This window comes from Exiguobacterium sp. s157 (assembly GCF_018618205.1).
Taxonomy (GTDB): domain Bacteria; phylum Bacillota; class Bacilli; order Exiguobacteriales; family Exiguobacteriaceae; genus Exiguobacterium; species Exiguobacterium chiriqhucha.
In genome coordinates this window covers 1-22939 of the sequence record NZ_JACSLQ010000009.1, presented here as the reverse complement: position 1 = coordinate 22939, position 22939 = coordinate 1, and the positions used below count along the sequence as shown (strand labels likewise).

The following is a 22939-nucleotide window of genomic DNA, read 5'->3' as shown; positions in this document are numbered from 1 at the left end:
TTATTCCTCTTCCGTAACAGTCGGTTGAACGACTTGTTCTAACGCCGATGTTGCGTTCGGGATGTTGTCGTCATCTTCATCTTTCATTTCAACTTCTTCATCGTCCGCAGACATCATCTTGACTTCCATACCGAGCGCTTGGAGCTCTTTGATCAAGACGCGGAACGACTCAGGAACGCCCGCTTTCGGAACGCTCTCACCTTTCACGATGGCCTCGTATGCTTTCACACGGCCAACCGTGTCATCCGACTTGATTGTAAGGATCTCTTGGAGCGTGTAGGCTGCGCCGTACGCTTCAAGTGCCCATACTTCCATCTCACCGAAACGCTGTCCACCGAACTGTGCTTTACCACCGAGCGGTTGTTGCGTGACGAGCGAGTATGGTCCTGTCGAACGAGCGTGAAGTTTATCATCAACCATGTGCGCGAGTTTGATCATATACATGACACCGACCGAGACGCGGTTATCGAACGCTTCACCAGTACGACCGTCATAGAGACGAGTCTTGGCGTCTTTGTCCATTCCAGCTTCTTCAATCGTTGCCCATACGTCTTCCTCACGCGCACCATCGAATACAGGTGTCGCCACTTTGATGCCGAGCTTTTTAGCCGCCATTCCAAGGTGGAGTTCGAGTACCTGACCGATGTTCATCCGTGATGGTACACCTAGTGGGTTAAGCATGATGTCAATCGGTGTGCCGTCCGGCATGTATGGCATGTCTTCTTCAGGGAGAATGCGCGAGATAACACCTTTGTTACCGTGACGTCCCGCCATCTTATCCCCTTCGTGAATCTTACGTTTTTGAACGATGTAGACACGAACCATTTGGTTCACGCCTGGTGAGAGTTCGTCACCGTTTTCACGATCGAACACTTTGACGTCCAAGATGATGCCGTCGCCGCCGTTTGGTACACGGAGTGACGTATCACGGACTTCACGTGCCTTCTCACCGAAGATTGCGTGCAAGAGACGCTCTTCCGCCGTCAATTCAGTCACACCTTTAGGCGTAACTTTACCGACGAGGATATCGCCATCCTTGACTTCCGCACCGATGCGGATAATCCCACGGTCGTCCAAGTTGCGAAGTGCGTCATCACCGACGTTTGGAATATCACGTGTGATTTCCTCAGGTCCGAGTTTCGTGTCGCGTGACTCTGATTCGTACTCTTCGATATGAATCGACGTGTACACATCATCTTTCACGAGGCGTTCACTCATGATGATCGCATCCTCATAGTTGTAACCGTCCCATGTCATGAAGGCGACGACGACGTTACGACCGAGCGCGAGCTCACCCATATCCATCGACGGTCCGTCAGCAAGGATTTCTCCTTTTTCGACACGGTCACCAGCAGCGATGATCGGCTTCTGGTTGTAGCATGTCCCTTGGTTCGAACGGACATACTTTTGAAGTTTGTAGCGGTCAAGGTCACCTGATACCTCAGAACCGTTCACGTCAGACGTGCGGCGGACTAAGATTTCGCGTGCTGTGACACGCTCGACGACACCTGGGAATTTCGCGATAATCGCGGCCCCAGAGTCTTTCGCTGACACGTACTCCATCCCAGTACCGATAATCGGTGAATCTGGTTGAAGAAGTGGTACAGCTTGACGTTGCATGTTCGCTCCCATGAGGGCACGGTTCGAGTCATCGTTCTCAAGGAACGGGATACATGCCGTCGCAGCAGAAACAACCTGTTTCGGCGAGACGTCCATGTAATCGACTCGGTTCGGCTCAACTGACAAGTTTTGTCCGCGGAAACGGCAAAGGACTTGTTCGTTGGCGAATCCACCTTCTTCTGTGAGCGGCATGTTCGCCTGAGCGACGACGTAGAGATCTTCTTCATCCGCCGTCATATATTGAATCTCGCTCGTGACGAGACCTGTTTCAGGGTCGACTCGACGGTACGGAGCTTCAATGAAGCCGTACTCGTTTACTTTCGCATAAGACGAAAGCGAGTTGATGAGACCGATGTTTGGTCCCTCCGGCGTTTCGATTGGACACATCCGACCGTAGTGCGAATAGTGAACGTCTCGAACTTCGAAGCCGGCACGCTCACGTGTCAAACCACCCGGTCCAAGTGCAGAGAGACGACGCTTGTGCGTGAGCTCTGCGAGCGGGTTTGTTTGGTCCATGAACTGTGACAACTGCGAACTACCGAAGAACTCTTTAAGCGACGCAATAACTGGGCGAATGTTGATTAACGCCTGTGGTGTGATCGCGTTTTGATCTTGAATCGACATCCGTTCTTTAACGACACGTTCCATACGAGAAAGCCCGATCCGGAATTGGTTTTGGAGAAGTTCTCCGACTGAACGAAGACGACGGTTTCCTAAGTGGTCAATGTCATCTGTTGTTCCGACTTCGTGTAATAAGTTAAAGAAGTAGTTGATCGATGCGATGATATCAGCCGGTGTGATGTGTTTCACGCTGCGGTCGATATTGCCGTTACCGATAATGTTCAAGATACGCTCTCCATCTGGGTCATCTGGTGAGATTACTTTGATCGATTGAAGACCGAACGGTTCACCTTCAGCGACGCCGCCTGTCGGCTCAGCATCCATATAACCAAGGCCGTTCTCCAAGTGTGGAAGAACGCGGTCAAGGTTGCGACGATCGAGGACAGTTCCAGCTTCGGCGATGACTTCACCTGTTTCTGGGTCAACGAGCGTCTCGGCCAATTTTTGACCGAAGAGACGGTTTTTAAGATGAAGTTTTTTGTTCATCTTATAGCGACCGACGTTTGCAAGGTCGTAACGTTTTGGGTCGAAGAAACGAGAAACGAGAAGTGACTTCGCGTTCTCAACCGTTGGTGGTTCACCAGGGCGGAGACGCTCGTAAATTTCGATTAACGCTTTTTCTGTTGATTCTGTATTATCTTTTTCAAGGGTGTTACGAAGATACTCGTCATCCCCGAGAAGGTCGATAATCTCTTGGTCCGTACCGAAACCGAGGGCACGCAACAACACCGTTACCGGGATTTTGCGGGTACGGTCAATACGAACGTAAACGATATCTTTGGCATCTGTCTCAAGTTCGAGCCATGCACCACGGTTCGGAATAACAGTCGCTCCGAAGCCACGCTTACCGTTTTTATCGAGTTTCGCGTTGTAATAAACGCTTGGTGAACGAACGAGCTGGGAAACGATAACGCGTTCTGCACCGTTAATGATAAACGTTCCCGATTCTGTCATGAGCGGGAAATCCCCCATGAACACTTCTTGTTCTTTGAGCTCACCTGTCTCTTTGTTTTGCAAACGTACTTTTACGCGCAATGGCGCAGAGTAAGTTACGTCTCGCTCCTTCGACTCATCGATCGAATACTTCGGCTCACTGAGCGAATAGTCGATGAACTCGAGCACGAGGTTTCCGGTGAAGTCGGAGATTGGCGAAATGTCCGTAAACATCTCTTTCAATCCTTCACGCAAGAACCACTCGTAAGAAGCAGTTTGAATTTCAATCAAATTCGGAAGCTCTAATACCTCACTGATACGGGCAAAGCTTCTTCTCTGACGGTGACGACCGTACTGAACAAGTTGACCAGTCAACTGATTCACCTCTCAGACCCCCAATTCTCTATCGAATTTTTCGGGCGTAATAATCGAACATTGTCATTGAATGTCGCCTCTTTTCCGCGTCTAAAAAGCGGCAAACGCGGCAGTTCAAAGCGAATTCCATTCCAATGGCATTTTATAATGTTAGCATATACGTTATAGCGAGTCAACAAGACTTCACCGTTTGTCAAGAGCGAATTGCCCGGAAAATGAAATAGCCCTTTTCTTTCGCAACCGTCTCGACTTGACCGAACACATCTTCAAGCAACTTCTTGGCAGAAGGCGCTCCTTGTTTCTTTTGAATAACGACGTAGAGCGCTCCACCTACGACAAGGTGTGTATACGCATCGCGCAAAATCGTGTGGACCACTTGCTTCCCGGCCCGAATCGGCGGATTGGTCACGATTGCGGCGAACTGTTCATCACCGACTCCGTCATAAGCGTGGCTGAGTCGCGTCTCAATCGTCACCCCATTTTGGGCGGCGTTTTGCTCTGACAAGGCAAGCGCTCGCTCGTTCACGTCGACGAGGAGTGCTTCACGCCCAGAGGCGTCGGCAAGCGAGATCCCCATCGGACCGTAGCCGCAGCCCACATCTAAAATGCGTCCTTCAACATCAGGCACTTCAAATGATTCGATTAAGAGACGTGACCCAAAATCGACCGATCCTTTCGAGAACACGCCGCGGTCCGAGGTGAAGCGATATGTCTTCCCTCGCAACTCAAACGTCCATGTCTCAGGGGCACTTTTCGAACTAGGGTCGTTCGTATAGTAATGATCTCCCATGCATTGAACCTCCTAACCCACTCTTCAAGGAAATAAAAGAAGCTCGCCATAGCGAGCTTCTATAGGTTGTAGAAGTAAAAGTTAGATTACTTAACTTCGACAGTTGCGCCAGCTTCTTCAAGCTTAGCTTTGACTGCGTCTGCATCTTCTTTAGAAACGCCTTCTTTGACTGGAGCTGGAGTTCCGTCAACGAGTGCTTTCGCTTCTTTAAGACCGAGGCCTGTAAGTTCACGTACCGCTTTGATGACGTTGATTTTACCAGCGCCAGCGTTTGTGAGGATTACGTCGAATTCAGTTTGCTCTTCAGCTACTGCTGCGCCTGCACCTGCAACTGCTACTGGAGCTGCTGCTGATACGCCGAATTCTTCTTCGATTGTTTTTACGAGTTCGTTAAGTTCGAGAACCGTCATTGATTTGAGGTCTTCGATGAATTGCTCTTTGTTGAAAGCCATTATGGTTTTCCTCCTTTGATGTTGTAAAGATTGGTTTTTGTTACGCTACGAGACAAAAATTAAGCAGTTTGCTCTTCTTTTTGTTCTGCGATTGCGTTTGTTGCGACTGCGAGCCCACGGATTGGAGCTTGAAGTACGCTGAGAAGCATCGAGAGAAGACCTTCGCGTGATGGAAGTTCTGCAAGGGCTTTAACTTCTTCAAGTGAAGAAACTTTGCCTTCGATGATTCCGCCTTTCAATTCGAGCGCTTTGTGCTCTTTCGAGAAGTCGTTCAAGATCTTCGCTGGAGCTACAACGTCTTCGTTCGAGAACGCGATTGCTGTAGGGCCAGTGAAGACTTCGTCAAGACCTTCGAAGTTCGACTGAACTGCTGCGCGGCGAAGAAGACCGTTTTTGTATACTTTGAACTCGATTCCAGCGTCACGGAGTGATTTACGGAGTGTAGTCACTTCTTCAACTGTAAGTCCACGGTAGTCAACAACGATTGTCCCAACGCTTGCTTGCATTTTCTCAGCGATTTCATCGACGAGTGCCGATTTCTGAGATACGATTTTTTCGCTTGCCATGTGTTTGCACCTCCTAGTCAATTCTTATACCGGACGAGAGGCTGCTCTTCAAAAAGAAATCCCTCGTATGAAGACATACGAGGGCGTAATTGTTTGAAAGTAAACCTGTGACAACAGGCTCAAGTTCGAGCAAAGACACCTCGGAAGGGTTTACGGACCGATGTCCACCTTCTGTCTACGGTAATCCAACATATTCGGTTGAACGTGTATTACTTTAACAGCGGTATCACACGTTGTCAACAGTTTATTTCAAGTAGATTACTTGATGAAGTCGGCAGTCGCGACACGGATCCCAGGACCCATTGTCGAAGAAAGCGCGATGTTTTTAAGGTAAGTTCCTTTTGCAGTAGCAGGCTTCACTTTCATGAGCGTCTCGATGATTGTCTCGATGTTCTCAGTAAGTTTAGTTGCTTCAAACGATTTCTTACCAACTGGTACGTGGATGTTACCGGCTTTGTCAACGCGGTACTCTACTTTACCAGCTTTGATGTCCGCGATTGCTTTCGTCACGTCGAACGTCACTGTGCCTGTTTTCGGGTTAGGCATGAGGCCTTTTGGTCCGAGAACGCGACCAAGTTTACCAACTTCGCCCATCATGTCAGGTGTCGCAACGATAACATCGAAGTCTAACCATCCTTGTTGGATTTTAGTGATGAACTCAGAGTCACCGACATAGTCAGCGCCAGCCGCTTCAGCTTCTTTAACTTTTTCGCCTTTTGCGAAGACGAGAACTTTTTGTGTTTTACCAGTACCGTGTGGAAGTACGACGGCACCGCGGATTTGTTGGTCCGCTTTCTTCGGATCTACGCCGAGACGGACAGCAACTTCGATTGTTTCATCGAATTTAGCAGTAGCTGTTTTTTGAACGAGTTCAACGGCCTCAGTGAGTTCGTATGACTTCATGCGATCAACAAGCTTAGCTGCTTCTTGGTGTTTTTTACCCATGATTCTTTTCCTCCTTGTGGTTAGCGGAATTTCCTCCCACATAATGAAGGGATTGAAGGTGAGCATAATATTCACCGACAATCCCAGAGACTAATAAATTAGTCTTCGATTACAATACCCATACTACGCGCAGTACCTTCAACCATAAGCATCGCTGTTTCAACAGACGACGCGTTAAGGTCAGGCATTTTAAGTTCAGCGATTTCGCGAACTTTATCACGCTTAACCGTTGCTACCTTCTTACGGTTTGGTTCACCAGAACCGCTCTCGATACCAGCAGCTTTCTTCAAAAGAACTGCAGCTGGTGGAGTTTTCGTAATGAATGTAAACGAACGATCTTCGTATACCGTAATGACTACAGGAATAATCAATCCGGCTTGGTCTTGTGTACGAGCGTTGAACTCTTTACAGAATCCCATGATGTTAACACCTGCTTGACCAAGTGCTGGTCCTACTGGTGGTGCTGGGTTAGCTTTACCAGCTGGGATTTGAAGTTTAACGAGTTTAGTAACTTTTTTCGCCACGAGACACACCTCCTTAAGTCTAAAATGTGGTTTCTTGGACGTTGTGCGCCCTCCCACTCAATCTATTAGGTCGAGTTTGTACCGAAATAAAGCACAACATCAAACATTTCCGATTGTACCATCCGTTCCCGAGAATGGCAAGTGGGTTTAGTTAATTTTCTGAACTTGTTCGAAATCAAGTTCAATTTTTGTTTCACGGCCGAACATGTCAACGACAACTTTGAGCTTCTCTTTCTCGGTTTCGATTTCATCAATCGTACCTTCAAAGTTCTCAAATGCGCCTTCTTTGACACGGACGAGGTCGCCGAGTTCGTAGTTGTAACGATCTTTCTTCTCGATGAGACCCATCTGTGACAATACGTTCGTCACTTCGTCCGGTTGAAGCGGAATCGGCTTAGCGCCGCCGCCCGTCGAACCGAGGAAGCCGGTGACGTTCGGTGTGTTCCGAACGACATACCATGAATCATCCGTCATGATCATTTCGACGAAGACGTAACCTGGGAAGCTTTTCACTTCTTTTTCTTTAATCTTCTTCTCGCCACTCTTGAGAGTGACTTCTTCTTGCGTTGTTTCAGTCGGAACGAGGACGCGGAAAATTTTATCTTCCATGTTCATCGAACCGATTCGACGTTCTAGGTTTTCTTTGACGTTGTTTTCAAATCCAGAATACGTCTGGACAACAAACCATTGTTTCTCCACGGCTTTCACCTCTTTCCTTAGTTAATCAATAGGTTGACGAGATAACTGACACCAGTATCTACGCCGAACACGAACAGGCCGACCACGACGACCGTCGCGATGACCGTGATGGTATATTTTGTGAGCTCTTTACGAGTCGGCCAACTCGTTTTCTTTAACTCTTTCCATACATCGCGCAAAAAGTTCATGATAGCTTCCTCCTACGTTGAATGCCAATCTACGTTACTTTGATTCTCGATGTGTCGTATGTGCATTGCAACGACGACAGAACTTTTTCAGTTCGAGCCGCGTCGTCACGTCGTCTTGCTTAACGGTCGAATAACCGTTCGACCCGCAATCCGAACACGCGAGACTTACTTTCTTTGCCATTCATAAGCGCCCCTTTCGACAGCTCTCCCACTAAAAAAGAGCGAAAAAAAAACGCCTCCTGTAAATGGCGTCTACGGACAAGGCGCTGCCTTAAAAGTATCACATAGGAGGCTTGCGGTCAATATCGGTTAGCTCGTCAGCGTTTTGACGTCGACATGCCGCTCAAACTTTTTCTTCACGCGCTGTAACGCGTTATCAATCGACTTCACGTGACGGTCGAGGTCGTCTGAGATTTCTTGATACGAACGGCCGTCCAAATAAAGACGTAACACTTTTCGTTCCAAGTCACTCAGGAGCTCTTCCATCTTTTCTTCCATGAACAGTTGCTCTTCACGCGTGACGAGCAAATCTTGCGGGTCTGTCGGATGCGGCGGCAAAATCACATCAAGAAGCGTCCGATCCGACTCGTCGTCAAAAATCGGCTTATCGAGCGAGACGTAAGAGTTGAGCGGAATATGTTTTTGACGCGTCGCCGTTTTAATGGCGGTGATCATTTGACGCGTGATGCACATCTCAGCAAAACTTTTGAACGAAGCGAGCCGTTCGTCCCGATAGTCCCGAACCCCTTTATACAGACCGATCATCCCTTCTTGGACGATATCCTCGTGGTCGGCACCAATCAAAAAGTAAGACCGCGCCTTCGCCCGAACGAAATATCGGTAACGTTCAATCAAAAACTCAAGAGCGTCGCTATCCCCTTCGTTACGCGCAAGAAAGACGAGCTCTTCGTCGGACATGTTTTCAAACTGCTCGTATGGCCATCCGTTCATGTTTCCTACCCCCCGGCGATTGATGAACTTATGTAAGTTTGTGCTCTCATTATAGGCGCCGTTTAAAACGACCGTCAAATAAAATTCTAAAAATTCCGTCAATTACAATTCGTGTAACTCATACATGTAATAGTATACAACATTTCTTTCCAAAAAAATGTCAAATTAAAAACAAAGACGAGTCCATTTCATGAACTCGTCCGTGAGTTTCGTCACCGCTTCATTTACGACGACGAATTTCTTCCAATCGGGCCCGCACATCTGGCGTGAGGTCGATTGTTTTTCGGTTGGATCGGTCCTGCTCAAGCGCCGACCGCTCTTGGGCGATTAACTGCTGCGCTTGTTTCCAATCTTTGAGCAGTTCGGCCGCGGGCACGCGGAGGGCGCCTTGACCGAAGATGACCCATTGCTCGGTGAAATCGTTCGTCGCGACGAATAACGTGACGAGACGATCATCGACGAGTTCATGGGCCCGCCGCTCAATCCATTCGTCCGCGGTCTCGTTCTCTTTCGTGTAGATGACCGCGATCCGACTCTGTTTCGCTTTCGACTCTCGTCCATAACGCATATGCGCATCGAAGACAATCGTCACTTCACGACCTGTGACCGCCTGATACTCGGCCATCGCTTCAATCAAGTCGGTACGTGCCTTCTCAAAATCGATGTCGCGCAGTTTGCGAAGGTGTGGCCAAGCGCCAATGATGTTATACCCATCCACGAGGAGCAGTTCCCGTTTCTTGATACTCATGACAATGGGTTACGTGAGCGGTGCACTTCATACAATAGAAGCGCGGCCGCGACCGAGGCGTTCAGCGATGTGACATGACCAACCATCGGCATATGGACGAGGAAGTCACACGACTCCCGCACGAGGCGGCTCATCCCTTTGCCCTCACTACCGATGACAACGACGAGCGGCATGTTCCCATCGAGGCGGCGATAATCTTGGCTCTCGCTCGCGTCCGTCCCGACGACCCATAGTCCTTTCTCTTTCAACTCTTCAAGCGTCCGCGTCAAGTTCGTGACGCGTGCGACCGGGATATACTCAATCGCACCCGTCGAGGCTTTCGCCACCGTCTGCGTCAATCCAACCGAGCGGCGCTTCGGAATGATGATTCCGTGGGCTCCGACCGCATCCGCCGTCCGAAGAATCGAACCGAGGTTGTGCGGGTCTTCGAGCTCATCGAGCAAGATGAAGAGCGGCGTTTCCCCTTTCGACTCAGCGAGTGCGAACATGTCTTCAACCGACTTATATTCGTAAGCGGCGACCGCAGCGACAACGCCTTGGTGATGTTCACTGCCGGCCATCTTCTCGAGTTTCGTCTTCGGGACGAATGAGATTTGGACCGACGCCTCGTTGGCCATCCCGATGATTTGGGCGAGTGGTCCTTTCTGTTGGCCTTCCATAATGAAGACCTTGTTCATGTCACGCCCGCTCCGGAGTGCTTCCATGACCGGGTTGCGCCCGTATAAAAAGTCGATTCCTTCTTCCATCACATCGACTTCTTGGTAGTCCGGCCGTTCTAGTTTCTGACGTTGCGGACGGTCGTTCCGTTCACCACGTGGGCGGTCATTCCGTTCGCCGCGTGGACGATCGAATGAGCGTTGCTCCCTTGCTCCGTCATGTCGTTTCGAATGACTCGGTTTCGAGCCATGCGAACGCTTGTTCGATGAGTTCTTCAAGACGATCCCTTCTTTCCATTAGATATGTGTAACCAATCAATGCTTCGAACGCGGTCGAGTAGCGATACGTATGAACATCTGTCCGCTTTGGGATTGAACCAGATTTCGCGTTCTTCCCGCGGCGGACAACGGCCGTTTCATCTTCGCTCAAGATGCCTGTCTCGAGCCAGTGGGTCACGACCCCAGCCTGGGCGGCCGCATTTACGTAGCGGATGGCGCCGCGGTGGAGATCGTTCGGCTTCGTCATCCCTTGTCCGAGCAGTCGTTTGCGTACCGCCATCTCATAGACGGCGTCCCCCATATAGGCGAGGGCGAGAGCGTTCAGTTGAGGAGCCTGTTGCTTCATAACCGCTTCCACCGCACCCCTTGGGCCGTATCTTCGAGTTGAATGTTCTGGTCTTTCAAGAGGTCACGAATCTCATCGGCACGCGCGAAGTTTCGCTCCGCCCGGGCCGTGTTCCGCTCTTGAATCAATTGATCGATTTCCGCGTCAAGCAGTTCCACTTCGTTCGCAATCGTTAAACCGAGCACGCCCGTCAACTCTTCGAACAGGGCGATCACGTGTTCCAACGTCGTTTTCGAGACGTGGTCCGCCTTTGCGTAGATATTGGCTTCACGCGCCAAGTCGAATAAGACCGTCACCGCGTTCGCCGTATTGATATCATCATCCATCGCTTCGATGAACGTGGTTTTAATTGTCGCGAGCTTGCGTTCCATCGCTTCACTCGGTTCTTCAAGACCAGCTGTGACCGACAGGCGGTACGCGACGTTTTGGTATGCTTCCTTGATGCGATCCCATCCGTTCGCCGCTTGTTCAATCAACTCACGACTGTAGTTGATCGGATGGCGATAATGGACCGACAACATGAAGAAGCGGAGCACCATCGCATCGACTTCTTTCAACGCCTCATGGACGAGTAGGAAGTTGCCGAGCGATTTGGACATCTTCTCGTTCTCGATATTGATGAATCCGTTATGCAGCCAATAGTTGGCGAACTTCGTATGGTTGCACGCCTCCGATTGGGCAATCTCGTTCTCGTGGTGCGGGAACTTCAAGTCATGGCCCCCGGCGTGAATGTCGATCGTCGTGCCAAGGTGTTTTTTCGCCATCGCTGAACACTCGATGTGCCAGCCTGGACGACCTTGTCCCCATGGACTCTCCCATGCCGGCTCACCTGGTTTCGCGGCTTTCCACAAGACGAAATCGAGCGGGTCTTCTTTCTTTTCCCCGACGTCGACACGTGATCCCGCGCGTAAGTCTTCAATCGACTGCTGGCTCAATTTGCCATACGTCTCAAACTTACGCGTCCGGAAATAGACGTCCCCGCCTGCTTCATACGCAAAGTCCTGCGTCTCGAGTTCGCGGATGAATGTGATAATCTCTTCCATCGTGTCCGTGACACGTGGATGGACGTCCGCCGGCAATACGTTCAAAGCACCCGTGTCTGCCAAATACGCGTCGATATACCGATTCGTCAACGTACCGACGTCTTCTCCGAGCTCATTGGCGGTCCGAATGATTTTATCGTCGACATCTGTAAAGTTGAGGACGTATTTGACGTCATAGCCTCGATACGTCAAGTAGCGGCGGACCGTATCAAAGGCAATCGCTGGACGAGCATTGCCGACGTGAATGTAATTGTAAACGGTCGGTCCACATACATACATCGACACTTTCCCAGGTACGATTGGTACAAACGGCTCTTTTTTATTCGTGAGGCTGTTGTAAAACTGAATCATGTGTATTCTCCTCCATCCGTTTCTCTAATGAAGCAAGTTTGTCTTCTAGCTGAGCGACGGCACGTTCCAGCCGCTCTTGGCACTCGCGGTCCGGGTCGGGGAAGCGGTGATCGAGATCATGCTGCTTAACCCGTTCGCCGTTCCGGATGACGACCCGGCCTGGAATCCCGACGACCGTCGAGTCGGATGGGACGTCTTTTAAAACGACAGAACTCGCCCCGATTTTGACGCAATCGCCAATCGTGATATTGCCGAGCACTTTCGCCCCGGCAGAGATGAGGACATCATTCCCGATCGTCGGGTGACGTTTCCCTTTCTCTTTTCCCGTTCCGCCGAGCGTCACGCCCTGATAAATCGTTACATTGTTACCGATAATCGCCGTCTCACCAATGACGATGCCAAACCCGTGATCGATAAAGAGACGTTCACCGATGACCGCACCGGGATGAATCTCAATTCCCGTCAACCAACGGCTCGTCTGCGCGATTAACTTCGCCATTAACTTGACTTTGCGCGTCCATAGACCGTGCGCGATTCGATGTGCCCACAGGGCGTGTAACCCTGGATAGGTCAAGACGACCTCTATTTTTGATCTTGCGGCCGGGTCGAGTTCGAGCACGTTTCGTATATCGGCGCTCACACTTTTCCAAAATCCCATAATTGTTCTCCTTTTCCATATCAAAAACAAAGACGCCCCTGTGCCAAGGCACAGAGACGCCGTAAGCGCGGTTCCACTCTGTTTGGGAAAGTTCCCCTCTCATGTCTCGTTAACGCCGAGTCGCGGTCCCGACTACGTATCGCCGGAACGGCTCCGAGGTGCACTTCGACGGGGGACGCTTCTAGAACTTCCAGCCTAGGTTCTAGTCTCTGTTAAGTGTCATACCGCTTACTTTCCTCATCGTTGCCTTTAAGCTAATAATGTTGTGAGACGTGCCAAGACACGCTCTTTGCCAATTAGTGAAATGGCGTTCGGAAGCTCTGGTCCGTGCGTCTGCCCGGTCGTCGCGACCCGGATCGGCATGAACAAGTTCTTTCCTTTTTGGCCAGTCGCCTTTTGTGTCGCTTTCGTCGCTGCTTTGACGGCTTCCGGTGTGAAGTCTTCGATTGCTTCAAGTTGAGCCTTGAATTCGGCGAGGACAGCCGGTACCGTTTCTCCAGCGAGGACCGCATTGGCCTCTTCGTCGTATTCGACCTCGTCTTTAAAGAACAGGTCCGTCAACGTCACGATTTCAGCACCGTGTGTCATTTGTTCTTTATAGAGGGCGATCAACGCTGTCGCCCAATCGGCTTGTTCTATCGACAAGGCGTTCGGTAAACGTCCTGCTTCTTGTAAGAATGGTAAACTGAGTGCCACCACTTCGTCAAGCGAAGCCTGTTTCATATAGACGCTGTTGATCCAAGCAAGCTTCTGTTGGTCAAAGACGGCCGGGCTCTTCGACAAACGACTCGCATCAAACATCTCGATGAACGCTTCTTTCGTGAAGATCTCCTCTTCTCCGACCGGCGACCAACCGAGGAGCGAGATGAAGTTAAAGAGTGCCCCTGGAAGGTATCCGAGATCAGCGTATTGTTCGATAAACTGAATAATCGACTCATCACGCTTCGATAACTTCTTATGGTTCTCGTTATAAATCAATGTCATATGACCAAACGCCGGATAGTCCCAACCGAGAGCGTCATAGACCATCATCTGTTTCGGTGTGTTAGCGATATGATCATCCCCGCGCAACACGTGGCTGATTTTCATCAAGTGATCGTCGACGACGACAGCGAAGTTATACGTCGGGATGCCGTCCTGTTTGACGATGACCCAGTCTCCGAAGTCTTTCGACTCGAACGAGACGTCGCCTTTGACGACATCGGTCCACTTGTATGTGACCGACTCTGGTACACGAATCCGAATCGACGGTTTACGTCCTTCGGCTTCGAACGCAGCTTGCTCTTCGTCGCTCAAGTTACGATGTGCACCCGAATACCGCGGTGCCTCGCCGCGTGCGATTTGAGCCTCACGCTCCGCCTCGAGTTCTTCAGACGTCATATAGCATTTATAGGCGAGTCCGTTGTCCATCAACTCGTTCACGTATTTATTGTAAAGGTCGAGTCGTTCCATTTGGAAGTAAGGACCATGATCGCCGCCGCGACCTGGACCTTCATCCCAATCGATTCCGAGCCATTCCAAATACTTCATCTGACTCTCGACACCGTTTTCCACGTTCCGCTTTTGGTCCGTGTCCTCGATTCGGAGAATCATCTTCCCGCCGGCATGGCGAGCATACAAATAGTTAAATAGCGCGGTCCGGGCGTTCCCAATATGAAGGTGACCCGTCGGACTCGGCGCATAGCGTACGCGCACTTCACTCATAATATTTCCACCTTTCTTCTCTTCTGCCCAAATAGTATACCACTTTTGTCAAGCGCGGTTGAGCAGGATGACCGCCTGGGCGGCAATTCCTTCTTCACGTCCGGTGAAGCCTAGCTTTTCAGTCGTCGTCGCTTTGACGTTCACTTGGCTGATGTCTGCCTCGAGCAACTCGGCGATGACCGCTCGCATATCGTCGATGTACGTGCGAAGCTTTGGCCGCTCCGCCATCACTGTCGCATCGACGTTGCCGAGCACATAGCCTTCCGCTTTGACGAGTTGCCAGACGTGCTGCAACAACACTTTCGAGTCCGCGTCCTTAAATTCCGGGTCCGTATCCGGGAAATGCTTGCCGATATCCCCCGCCGCAATCGCTCCGAGCGCTGCATCGGCAATCGTATGCAACAAGACGTCCGCATCCGAGTGGCCAAGCAGGCCGCGGTCGTGTGGAATCTCGATTCCCCCTAAAATGAGCGGACGCCCTTCGGCGAACGCATGTACATCAAATCCTTGTCCGATTCTCATCGATAGTCCTCCTTCGTTAAAATCGCTTCACCAAATAATAAATCTTCCGGGGTCGTCATTTTAATGTTGTGGTAATCCCCCGGGATAATCATCACCCGTTGCCCGGTCCATTCGAATAGACTGGCATCATCCGTCCCGATAAAACGAGCAGCTTCTGCCCGCTCATGGGCGGCTTGAATGGCGCCTGCCGGAAACGCTTGGGGCGTCTGCGCCAACCATAGTGCCTCACGCGGCACCGTCTGCGTGATGTGTCCGTCCATCACTTGTTTCACCGTATCTTTGACCGGAACAGCGAGAATCGCCCCTGCCGTCTTGGCCGCTTCGGCGATGGCATGAAGTTGGTCAAGGCGCACAAATGGCCGTGCCCCGTCATGAATCAAGACGACATCTTCGGGATTGACGACTTGCAATCCGGCTCGAACGCTCTGTTGTCGTTCTTCCCCACCCGTCACATATGTAATCGGGGTTTGGACATGACGCAACTGCTGCTCGAACCACGCTTGCTCCTCAGGACGCACCGCGAGCACGATGCGCGAGCACCATGCATCTCTCGCGAACGCTGCCACGGTCCACACGATAATCGGTTTTCCTTGCAGCGTCAGCATCAACTTATTCTCATCGGCTCCCATCCGCTTTCCTTTTCCTGCGGCCGGAATGACAACCGTATAGCGTACCATTCCATTCACCCCTTTTCGCGAAAAAAGAGAGCGCCGATGCGTCTCTTTTTCCACTTATTTATTCAGGACGAGCAAAAATCATGCGGCCAGCCGACGTCTGAAGCACGCTCGTGACGACAACAGGTAACGTCTTCGAGATCAGCTTGCGCCCACCTTCAACGACGACCATCGTGCCATCTTCGAGATAGGCGACACCTTGATTTTGTTCTTTTCCTTCTTTAATGACCGTCACGACCATCTCTTCTCCTGGAATGACGATCTGTTTGACCGAGTTGGCCAAATCGTTAATGTTCAATACTGGGACGTTCCGAACTTCACACACTTTGTTCAAGTTGTAGTCGTTCGTGACGACGATGCCTTTTTTCAATTCGGCCAACTTGATCAATTTGATATCTACTTCGGCGACGTCTTCAAAGTCCCCATCGTAGATTTCCACTTCGATCCGGTCGTTGTCTTGTAACTCTTTTAAAATATCAAGACCGCGACGGCCCCGGTTACGCTTCAGCGTATCCGACGAGTCCGCAATATATTGAAGCTCACCGATGACGAACTGCGGCACGATGAGTGTCCCTTCGATGAAACCGGTCTTCGAGATATCAGCGATTCGACCATCGATGATGACGCTCGTATCCAAAATTTTATCGTTAGAGCGGCGCAATGGTTCCGCGGCCGGCTTCTCTCGTTCACTTTTGACGAACAGTTTAATCCATTCATTCCGCTTCCGGTAACCGACGGCAAAGCCGAAGTAACCGAACAGAGCGGTCACAAAAATCGGTACAATCTTGCTGAGCAAGAAGATATTCGTCACTTCTAACGAGACGCTGATCAAAAAGGCGATCAACAAACCAATAATCAATCCGATTGAGCCAAACAAAATATCGCCGACCGGCAAACGGACAAGCCGTTCTTCGATAAAACGGATAAATTTAACGACCCCATCGGTCAAGAACAAACTAAGAATGAAGAAGATAAGTCCACCAATCAAACTAGCAACGTAAGGAATCGTCAACCAAGCCGGTACACTCACACCAAGGTCGCCTAATAGCAACATCGCTTCGATAATTCCAAACCAACCGACGACGAGTCCGATCAATATAAATCCGATTCGTACAGCAATCTTCACTCATTCCACCTCCTTCATTATGAATTAAAATTTCAAGAAATTAACACTTTCATTGTAACACGGTTCTTTTGAAAGCGTTCGTTACAAAGCGTTAAAAACTGCCGGAAGCGCCCCGTCAGAACGGGATAGCGAGTTGGAGCGCTTCATCGACAGTACTGACACCGACGACATCGATACCAGGCGGGGCTGTCCAGCCCCCGAGGTTGTTTTTCGGAATGATGGCCCGGGTGAATCCAAGCTTGGCCGCTTCAGCGACACGTTGCTCAATCCGTGACACCCGCCGTACCTCACCGGTCAATCCGACTTCGCCGATACATACATCCGTCGGACGGGTCGGACGGTCCCGGAAGCTTGATGCGATCGAAATACAAATGGCCAAGTCGATGGCCGGTTCGTCCAATTTAACGCCCCCGGCCGCCTTCAAATAAGCGTCTTGCGTTTGGAGCAAGAGACCCGAACGCTTCTCGAGCACAGCCATGAGAAGGGCGACCCGGTTCTGGTCAATCCCGGTCGCCATCCGGCGCGGGTTCCCGAACGAGGTCGGCGAGATGAGCGCCTGTAACTCGACGAGCACGGTCCGCGTCCCTTCCATCGATGCGACGACGGTGGAGCCCGAGACGCCAGCAGTTCGTTCTTCCAGGAAGATTTCAGACGGATTGAGCACTTCTTCGAGCCCGCCTTCTTTCATTTCAAAGATGCCAATCTCGTTCGTCGAACCGAACCGATTTTTGACGGCCCGTAAAATTCGGAATGTATGGTGACGCTCCCCTTCGAAGTAAAGGACCGCATCCACCATGTGCTCGAGCAGACGAGGACCGGCAATCGAACCTTGTTTCGTCACGTGACCGACGATAAAGACGGCCACTCCTCGCGTTTTAGCGATTTTCATGAGCGCCGCTGTACATTCTCGGACTTGAGCGACACTACCTGGCGCTGATTGAATTTCATCCATATAAACGGTTTGAATCGAGTCGATGATGACGAACCCCGGTTCTTCTTCATCGATGACTCGTTCAATCATCAACATGTCCGTCTCTGCGAGGACATATAAGTCTTCAGTCGGCAGACCGAGCCGTTCGGCTCGGAGTTTCGTCTGTTTGAGCGATTCTTCCCCGGAAATATAGAGCACTTTCCGTCCACTATGTGCCAAATGGGCACTCACTTGAAGCAGAATCGTCGACTTCCCGATTCCCGGGTCCCCACCGACGAGGACGAGCGAGCCCGGGACAATCCCGCCCCCAAGCACACGGTCAAACTCTTGACTATTCGTATGGACGCGCGTCTCTTCTTGCGACACGACGTCCGACAGACGTTCTGGCTTCAACTGTCTCGAGGAGCTATGGACGAATGCGGCCCCCCGCTTCGCCTTTTTCTCTTCGACAAATTCTTCGACGAGCGTATTCCACTCGTTACAACCTGGGCAACGTCCCATCCATTTTGCGGATTCGTATCCGCATGACTGACATACGTACTTCGTTTTAATTTTTGCCATGATGTTCCTTTCCGTCTAAAAAAGCCCCCTCACACGAGAGAGGGAGCCTTGTAGTTACTGAACGACACCTTCATTACGGACGACGAATTCGCCATCTTGTACATCGAGCGCCACTTTGCTGCCTTTTGTGATGCTGCCACTGAGCATCGCTTCTGAGAGTCGGTCCTCAACCTCACGCTGGAGCGCACGGCGGAGTGGACGAGCCCCGTATTCCGGATCGTACCCGACTTCGGCGATTTTCTCGAGCGCCGATTCCGTCAAGCTGAAATCAATCCCTTGTTCCCCGAGACGTTTTGTAAGTGTCTCGGCCATAAGTTTGACGATTTCTTGGATGTGTTCTTTTTGGAGCGAGTGGAAGACGGTGATTTCGTCAATCCGGTTCAAGAACTCAGGACGGAACGCCTTCTTCAACTCTTCCATAACTTTATCTTTCATTTCCGTATATTCACGCTTCACGTCATCTTCAACGGTGAACCCGACGTACTTGTTCCGTTTGAGCGCTGCCGCACCGACGTTTGACGTCATGATGATGACCGTGTTCCGGAAGTCGACCGTACGCCCTTTCGAGTCGGTCAAGCGACCGTCATCGAGCACTTGGAGCAAGATGTTGAACACTTCAGGGTGAGCCTTTTCAATCTCATCAAGCAAGATGACCGAATATGGTTTGCGGCGAACTTTCTCTGTCAATTGACCGCCCTCTTCATAACCGACGTAACCTGGAGGCGATCCAACGAGACGACTCGTCGCGTGTTTCTCCATGTACTCCGACATGTCGATTCGGATGATGGCGTCTTCGTCACCGAACAACGCTTCAGCTACAGCACGAGCCAGCTCGGTTTTCCCGACACCAGTTGGTCCGAGGAAGACGAACGAACCAATCGGACGTTTCGGATCTTTCAATCCAGCACGTGCTCGGCGAATCGCCCGCGAAATCGATTTAACGGCTTCATCTTGACCGATGACTCGGCCGTGGAGAATTGATTCGAGTTTGAGGAGACGGTCTGTCTCTTCTTCAGCAATCTTCGTCACAGGTACTCCTGTCCAGTTGGCGACGACTTGCGCGATGTCTTCTTTCGTTACTTCGAGTTTTTCGTTCCCTTGCTTATTCTGCCATTCCGATTTGAGCTGTTCGAGTTCATCTCGAAGTTTCTGTTCGGTATCGCGTAGTGAGGCAGCCTTCTCGAACTCTTGACTCTGTACAGCCGAATCTTTTTCTTTGCGAATCGACTCAAGACGAGCCTCGAGTTCTTTCAAGTTCGGCGGTGCCGTGAATGAGCGAAGTCTTACTTTCGAAGCAGCCTCATCGACGAGGTCGATCGCTTTATCTGGAAGGAAGCGGTCCGAGATGTAGCGGTCCGAGAGAACAACGGCCTCATGAATCGCTTCATCTGTGATTGTGACGCGATGGTGCGCTTCGTAACGGTCACGTAACCCGAAGAGAATTTGTTCTGCCTCATCCGTCGTCGGTTCATTGACTTGAATTGGTTGGAAGCGACGTTCGAGCGCGGCATCCTTCTCGATATATTTACGATACTCATCGAGTGTCGTCGCACCGATACATTGAAGTTCGCCACGTGCGAGTGACGGTTTCAAGATATTCGATGCATCGATGGCGCCTTCTGCACCCCCAGCACCAATTAACGTATGCAACTCGTCAATGAAAAGAATGACGTTCCCAGCTTGGCGAATCTCATCCATCACTTTTTTCAAACGATCTTCAAATTCACCGCGGTACTTCGTTCCAGCGACGAGTGTACCCATATCGAGCACCATGACGCGCTTATTCCGAAGTGTTTCCGGTACTTCATTGTTGATGATCTGTTGGGCGAGCCCTTCGACGACTGCCGTCTTCCCGACCCCTGGTTCCCCGATGAGGACCGGGTTGTTTTTCGTCCGGCGTGATAACACTTCGATGACACGTTGAATTTCGCCTGAGCGACCGATGACGGGATCAAGACGGGATTCTCGCGCTTGCTGTGTCAAGTCACGAGCTAAGCCGTCAAGCGTCGGTGTAGCAGCACTTGTACCTGGTTGTGATGCATTAGCTGACGACTCAGTGTTTCCTAAGAGCTGGAGCACTTGCTGACGCGCCTTCGTCAAGCTGATCCCAAGGTTGTTCAAGACTCGAGCTGCTACCCCTTCTCCTTCGCGAATGACGCCGAGGAGAATGTGTTCAGTCCCGACATAAGAGTGACCAAGTTTCCGTGCTTCATCCATCGATAGCTCAATCACTTTTTTCGCACGTGGCGTATAGTGAATCGTCGATCCGTTTTCTGAACCTCGTCCGATGAGTGCCTCCACTTCTTGCTGAATCTTTTCAGACGTAAGTCCGAGAGCGAACAGTGCCTTAGCGGCAATCCCTTCTCCCTCGCGAACAAGTCCGAGTAAAATGTGCTCCGTACCGATATTATGATGGCCAAGCCGTACTGCTTCCTCTTGTGCTAAAGCTAATACGCGCTGAGCTCGTTCTGTAAATCGACCAAACATCATTGACAAAACCTCCTTAAAGTTGGATCAAACTAACCCATGATCTAACGTTCGACGAACGAGCGTCGCACGTTCGCGATCTCGTTCTTTCGTAGATAATGTTTTCCCGAAATGCTTTTGTAGGAAACCTGATTGAAGCTTTACAATCAATTCGTGAAACTGAGGTGGACTCCAATCCGATAAAATACCCAGGTCACTCGCCAAGTGAAGATCGGATAGGCGTTCGACAGCTTCTGTTGACGATAGCAGTTTTGCATAACGTAAAATCCCATACGAGCGATAAAACTGATCTTCTAACTCGTCCTGGTTGCGAGCCAATAACTCTTCGCGGGCTTGTCGCTCTGCCTGAATGACTTGTTCCGTAATCTCCATGAAGTCGGTTAACAGTTGGGTTTCATGGCTCCCTAACGTGCGTTGGTTCGATAATTGGAACAGTCGCCCCGCCGCATCACTGCCTTCCCCGTAACGTCCCCGAATCGTATATCCGAGCTTCCGAAGTTCTTTTAGAATAGGAGTTATCCGTCCGGTCAACGTCAGTCCTGGTAGATGAAGCATCACCGAGGCTCGTAGACCCGTCCCGATATTACTCGGACATGTTGTCAAATAACCTAGCTGTTCATCAAATGCGTAAGGAAGGGACTCCCCACAGAGAGCATCGACACGTCTTGCCAGTTCGAAAGCCTCTTCTACTTGATAACCTGGGAGTAGAGTTTGAATTCGTAAATGGTCTTCTTCATTGATGAGTACGCTGATCGTCTCATCATCACTTAAAAAGACGGCACTTTGTTCTTTCGCGGCAATCGTAGGGCTAATCAAATGCTTTTCAACGAGCGCTTGTCGGGTCACCTGATCATAAGCACCCATATGCAAATACTCAAAACCTTGCAATCCTCCAAGTGACGCTTCAATCCGTTCACAAAGTTGTTGCTGTCCTTCCTCCGATAATACAGGAGAAAAGACGGTGTCTTTTAAATTGCGCGCTAGACGAATGCGAGTCGAGATGACCAAATCATCTAACTTGGCTCGCTCTCTCATTTTAGGACCAAGTGGATGTTTAAGATAAGACTCCATCACGCCTCACCTCGCCCTTTCAATTGATTGATTTCTTTTTTCAGCCTGGCTGCGCGTTCATAATCTTCTTGTTCGACGGCTCGTTCCAACTCCCCTGCTAACTTTGCAAGTCGCTCTTCGATTCGCTTGTCGGGAGTCCGTAACGCATCTGGCATCGAACCTACATGTTCATCATGGCCTTGTTGATACTGACGTGTGATTTTAATCAATTCTTCGCGAAAGACGGTATAACAAGTGGTACAGCCCGCTTTTCGAAGATGAGCTAATTCAGTTTGTGTCAATTGACAGCCCGGGCACCGTTTCACGGCTGGTACGTAACCTGCCATCAGTTCGACTGTACATTGACGACATAGTCGTCTCGTCACCGGTATCCCGTTCTCGACTACTTGGATCTCATTGATGGCAGGTCGCCGTTTGCATCGTTCGCATAACATCTCTTTATGCCTCCATCGGTCAATGGTAACTAAGTAACTTCATTAATGCGAGTAACTGTTGTCTTCGAATCAAGTGACGATCGTCAGCGTGTAACCCAAGCGCTTCATCAGACAATAAATGATACAACAAGCGCACTTCCCGCTCACTCAACATCCCTTCTTCAAATAAGCGAATCAAGATGTTCTCGACAAGCTGTTCGGAAAGACGAGGATGGTCTTGTAAAATATCCATCAAGCTGACCAACACGTCTTGCTTTTCATGTAAAATCACGCGGCGAATGCGAATATATCCCCCGCCTCCACGCTTACTTTCGACAAGATAGCCCTTCTCGACCGTAAAGCGCGTATTGATGACGTAGTTGATTTGAGACGGAACACATTCGAAACGCTTGGCAATATCTTGCCGTTTAATCTCGATTGCTTCGGCCTGGCTCTCCTTCAGCACTTGTTTTAAATACTGTTCGATTACATCCGATATGTTTCTCATCTCCACCACCCTCTGACCATCTTTGACTTTTGACTATATTCTATCATTGATTCAAAAAAAGGCAAACGAAAAGCGATGTCGCAACTGCGACACCGCTTTAAACAGAAAAAAGACGACCGAGCGGATGCTCGATCGTCTTTCGCGTTGGCCTGGCAACGTCCTATCCTCACAGGGGGAGACCCCCAACTACTTTCGGC

At 50.4% G+C, this 22939-nt stretch carries 24 protein-coding genes and 2 other annotated features; all 24 genes read right to left on the bottom strand.

The annotated features are described in order from the left end of the window. The 24 genes from rpoB to KNP67_RS13540 all read right to left on the bottom strand — a co-directional run bounded on the left by rpoB (nucleotide 1) and on the right by KNP67_RS13540 (nucleotide 22742). Nucleotides 1-3549, bottom strand: a complete 3549-nt coding sequence (gene rpoB / locus KNP67_RS13655) for a DNA-directed RNA polymerase subunit beta (protein WP_029594427.1) — start codon at nucleotides 3547-3549, stop codon at nucleotides 1-3. 193 nt (nucleotides 3550-3742) lie between these two features. Continuing rightward, the gene (locus tag KNP67_RS13650; protein WP_029594426.1) at nucleotides 3743-4339 is read right to left on the bottom strand and encodes a class I SAM-dependent methyltransferase; all 597 of its coding nucleotides are present in this window, start codon (nucleotides 4337-4339) and stop codon (nucleotides 3743-3745) included. Between the two features lie 86 nt (nucleotides 4340-4425). Beyond that, nucleotides 4426-4791, bottom strand: coding sequence for a 50S ribosomal protein L7/L12 (gene rplL / locus KNP67_RS13645; RefSeq protein ID WP_021066596.1), 366 nt, complete (start codon nucleotides 4789-4791; stop codon nucleotides 4426-4428). 59 nt (nucleotides 4792-4850) lie between these two features. Continuing rightward, nucleotides 4851-5357 carry a 50S ribosomal protein L10 gene (gene rplJ, locus KNP67_RS13640; RefSeq protein WP_021066595.1) on the bottom strand — a complete coding sequence of 169 codons (507 nt, stop codon included), beginning with the start codon at nucleotides 5355-5357 and terminating at the stop codon, nucleotides 4851-4853. A gap of 45 nt (nucleotides 5358-5402) precedes the next feature. Beyond that, nucleotides 5403-5556 (bottom strand) — a sequence feature (ribosomal protein L10 leader region). Nucleotides 5557-5615: 59 nt separating this feature from the next. Continuing rightward, on the bottom strand, nucleotides 5616-6302 hold the full coding sequence (rplA, locus tag KNP67_RS13635) for a 50S ribosomal protein L1 (protein ID WP_214756836.1): 687 nt from the start codon (nucleotides 6300-6302) through the stop codon (nucleotides 5616-5618). Between the two features lie 98 nt (nucleotides 6303-6400). Beyond that, nucleotides 6401-6826 (bottom strand): 50S ribosomal protein L11, encoded by a 426-nt coding sequence (gene rplK / locus KNP67_RS13630; protein ID WP_021066593.1) that lies wholly within the window; start codon nucleotides 6824-6826, stop codon nucleotides 6401-6403. Between the two features lie 147 nt (nucleotides 6827-6973). Then, complete coding sequence (nusG, locus tag KNP67_RS13625) at nucleotides 6974-7525, bottom strand: transcription termination/antitermination protein NusG (protein ID WP_021066592.1); 552 nt, start codon at nucleotides 7523-7525, stop codon at nucleotides 6974-6976. 17 nt (nucleotides 7526-7542) lie between these two features. Further along, entirely contained in the window at nucleotides 7543-7713 is a 171-nt protein-coding gene (gene secE, locus KNP67_RS13620) for a preprotein translocase subunit SecE (protein WP_021066591.1), read from the bottom strand. 34 nt (nucleotides 7714-7747) lie between these two features. Continuing rightward, the gene (rpmG, locus tag KNP67_RS13615; protein ID WP_021066590.1) at nucleotides 7748-7894 is read right to left on the bottom strand and encodes a 50S ribosomal protein L33; all 147 of its coding nucleotides are present in this window, start codon (nucleotides 7892-7894) and stop codon (nucleotides 7748-7750) included. A gap of 128 nt (nucleotides 7895-8022) precedes the next feature. After that, on the bottom strand, nucleotides 8023-8664 hold the full coding sequence (gene sigH, locus KNP67_RS13610; RefSeq protein ID WP_021066589.1) for an RNA polymerase sporulation sigma factor SigH: 642 nt from the start codon (nucleotides 8662-8664) through the stop codon (nucleotides 8023-8025). A 220-nt stretch (nucleotides 8665-8884) separates the two neighbouring features. Continuing rightward, nucleotides 8885-9412 carry an NYN domain-containing protein gene (locus tag KNP67_RS13605; protein ID WP_029594425.1) on the bottom strand — a complete coding sequence of 176 codons (528 nt, stop codon included), beginning with the start codon at nucleotides 9410-9412 and terminating at the stop codon, nucleotides 8885-8887. Further along, entirely contained in the window at nucleotides 9409-10158 is a 750-nt protein-coding gene (gene rlmB / locus KNP67_RS13600; RefSeq protein ID WP_029594424.1) for a 23S rRNA (guanosine(2251)-2'-O)-methyltransferase RlmB, read from the bottom strand. The genes KNP67_RS13605 and rlmB overlap by 4 nt, the downstream gene beginning before the upstream one ends. 127 nt (nucleotides 10159-10285) lie before the next feature. Next, nucleotides 10286-10693 carry a Mini-ribonuclease 3 gene (locus KNP67_RS13595; protein ID WP_021066586.1) on the bottom strand — a complete coding sequence of 136 codons (408 nt, stop codon included), beginning with the start codon at nucleotides 10691-10693 and terminating at the stop codon, nucleotides 10286-10288. Then, on the bottom strand, nucleotides 10690-12087 hold the full coding sequence (gene cysS / locus KNP67_RS13590) for a cysteine--tRNA ligase (RefSeq protein WP_021066585.1): 1398 nt from the start codon (nucleotides 12085-12087) through the stop codon (nucleotides 10690-10692). The genes KNP67_RS13595 and cysS overlap by 4 nt, the downstream gene beginning before the upstream one ends. Beyond that, on the bottom strand, nucleotides 12056-12745 hold the full coding sequence (gene cysE / locus KNP67_RS13585) for a serine O-acetyltransferase (RefSeq protein ID WP_021066584.1): 690 nt from the start codon (nucleotides 12743-12745) through the stop codon (nucleotides 12056-12058). Before cysE ends, cysS begins: the two co-directional genes overlap by 32 nt. Before the next feature lie 49 nt (nucleotides 12746-12794). Next, nucleotides 12795-12998 (bottom strand) — a binding site (T-box leader). After that, a complete protein-coding gene (gltX, locus tag KNP67_RS13580; protein WP_198922703.1) occupies nucleotides 12995-14452 on the bottom strand; it encodes a glutamate--tRNA ligase in 1458 nt (485 codons plus the stop codon). It overlaps the preceding feature by 4 nt. 45 nt (nucleotides 14453-14497) lie before the next feature. Then, nucleotides 14498-14971 (bottom strand): 2-C-methyl-D-erythritol 2,4-cyclodiphosphate synthase, encoded by a 474-nt coding sequence (ispF, locus tag KNP67_RS13575; protein ID WP_021066582.1) that lies wholly within the window; start codon nucleotides 14969-14971, stop codon nucleotides 14498-14500. Next, nucleotides 14968-15648, bottom strand: a complete 681-nt coding sequence (gene ispD, locus KNP67_RS13570; RefSeq protein ID WP_214756835.1) for a 2-C-methyl-D-erythritol 4-phosphate cytidylyltransferase — start codon at nucleotides 15646-15648, stop codon at nucleotides 14968-14970. Before ispD ends, ispF begins: the two co-directional genes overlap by 4 nt. Before the next feature lie 58 nt (nucleotides 15649-15706). Then, nucleotides 15707-16771 carry a PIN/TRAM domain-containing protein gene (locus KNP67_RS13565; RefSeq protein WP_021066580.1) on the bottom strand — a complete coding sequence of 355 codons (1065 nt, stop codon included), beginning with the start codon at nucleotides 16769-16771 and terminating at the stop codon, nucleotides 15707-15709. Nucleotides 16772-16886: 115 nt separating this feature from the next. Continuing rightward, nucleotides 16887-18263: a DNA repair protein RadA gene (gene radA / locus KNP67_RS13560; protein WP_021066579.1), complete on the bottom strand. Its 1377-nt coding sequence runs from the start codon at nucleotides 18261-18263 to the stop codon at nucleotides 16887-16889. A 54-nt stretch (nucleotides 18264-18317) separates the two neighbouring features. After that, entirely contained in the window at nucleotides 18318-20753 is a 2436-nt protein-coding gene (gene clpC, locus KNP67_RS13555; protein WP_029594418.1) for an ATP-dependent protease ATP-binding subunit ClpC, read from the bottom strand. Between the two features lie 24 nt (nucleotides 20754-20777). Beyond that, nucleotides 20778-21821, bottom strand: a complete 1044-nt coding sequence (locus tag KNP67_RS13550; RefSeq protein ID WP_021066577.1) for a protein arginine kinase — start codon at nucleotides 21819-21821, stop codon at nucleotides 20778-20780. Then, entirely contained in the window at nucleotides 21821-22255 is a 435-nt protein-coding gene (locus tag KNP67_RS13545) for a UvrB/UvrC motif-containing protein (protein ID WP_214756834.1), read from the bottom strand. The genes KNP67_RS13550 and KNP67_RS13545 overlap by 1 nt, the downstream gene beginning before the upstream one ends. Before the next feature lie 19 nt (nucleotides 22256-22274). Next, complete coding sequence (locus tag KNP67_RS13540) at nucleotides 22275-22742, bottom strand: CtsR family transcriptional regulator (protein ID WP_021066575.1); 468 nt, start codon at nucleotides 22740-22742, stop codon at nucleotides 22275-22277. Nucleotides 22743-22939: the final 197 nt, after the last annotated feature.

Coding starts and splice junctions, on each gene's coding strand:
- KNP67_RS13650 (WP_029594426.1), bottom strand. CDS start 4,339: ATGGGAGATCATTACTATACGAACGACCCTAGTTCGAAAAGTGCCCCT.
- rplL (WP_021066596.1), bottom strand. CDS start 4,791: ATGGCTTTCAACAAAGAGCAATTCATCGAAGACCTCAAATCAATGACG.
- rplJ (WP_021066595.1), bottom strand. CDS start 5,357: ATGGCAAGCGAAAAAATCGTATCTCAGAAATCGGCACTCGTCGATGAA.
- rplA (WP_214756836.1), bottom strand. CDS start 6,302: ATGGGTAAAAAACACCAAGAAGCAGCTAAGCTTGTTGATCGCATGAAG.
- secE (WP_021066591.1), bottom strand. CDS start 7,713: ATGAACTTTTTGCGCGATGTATGGAAAGAGTTAAAGAAAACGAGTTGG.
- rpmG (WP_021066590.1), bottom strand. CDS start 7,894: ATGGCAAAGAAAGTAAGTCTCGCGTGTTCGGATTGCGGGTCGAACGGT.
- sigH (WP_021066589.1), bottom strand. CDS start 8,664: ATGAACGGATGGCCATACGAGCAGTTTGAAAACATGTCCGACGAAGAG.
- KNP67_RS13605 (WP_029594425.1), bottom strand. CDS start 9,412: ATGAGTATCAAGAAACGGGAACTGCTCCTCGTGGATGGGTATAACATC.
- rlmB (WP_029594424.1), bottom strand. CDS start 10,158: ATGGAAGAAGGAATCGACTTTTTATACGGGCGCAACCCGGTCATGGAA.
- KNP67_RS13595 (WP_021066586.1), bottom strand. CDS start 10,693: ATGAAGCAACAGGCTCCTCAACTGAACGCTCTCGCCCTCGCCTATATG.
- cysS (WP_021066585.1), bottom strand. CDS start 12,087: ATGATTCAGTTTTACAACAGCCTCACGAATAAAAAAGAGCCGTTTGTA.
- cysE (WP_021066584.1), bottom strand. CDS start 12,745: ATGGGATTTTGGAAAAGTGTGAGCGCCGATATACGAAACGTGCTCGAA.
- ispF (WP_021066582.1), bottom strand. CDS start 14,971: ATGAGAATCGGACAAGGATTTGATGTACATGCGTTCGCCGAAGGGCGT.
- ispD (WP_214756835.1), bottom strand. CDS start 15,648: ATGGTACGCTATACGGTTGTCATTCCGGCCGCAGGAAAAGGAAAGCGG.
- radA (WP_021066579.1), bottom strand. CDS start 18,263: ATGGCAAAAATTAAAACGAAGTACGTATGTCAGTCATGCGGATACGAA.
- clpC (WP_029594418.1), bottom strand. CDS start 20,753: ATGATGTTTGGTCGATTTACAGAACGAGCTCAGCGCGTATTAGCTTTA.
- KNP67_RS13550 (WP_021066577.1), bottom strand. CDS start 21,821: ATGGAGTCTTATCTTAAACATCCACTTGGTCCTAAAATGAGAGAGCGA.
- KNP67_RS13545 (WP_214756834.1), bottom strand. CDS start 22,255: ATGTTATGCGAACGATGCAAACGGCGACCTGCCATCAATGAGATCCAA.
- KNP67_RS13540 (WP_021066575.1), bottom strand. CDS start 22,742: ATGAGAAACATATCGGATGTAATCGAACAGTATTTAAAACAAGTGCTG.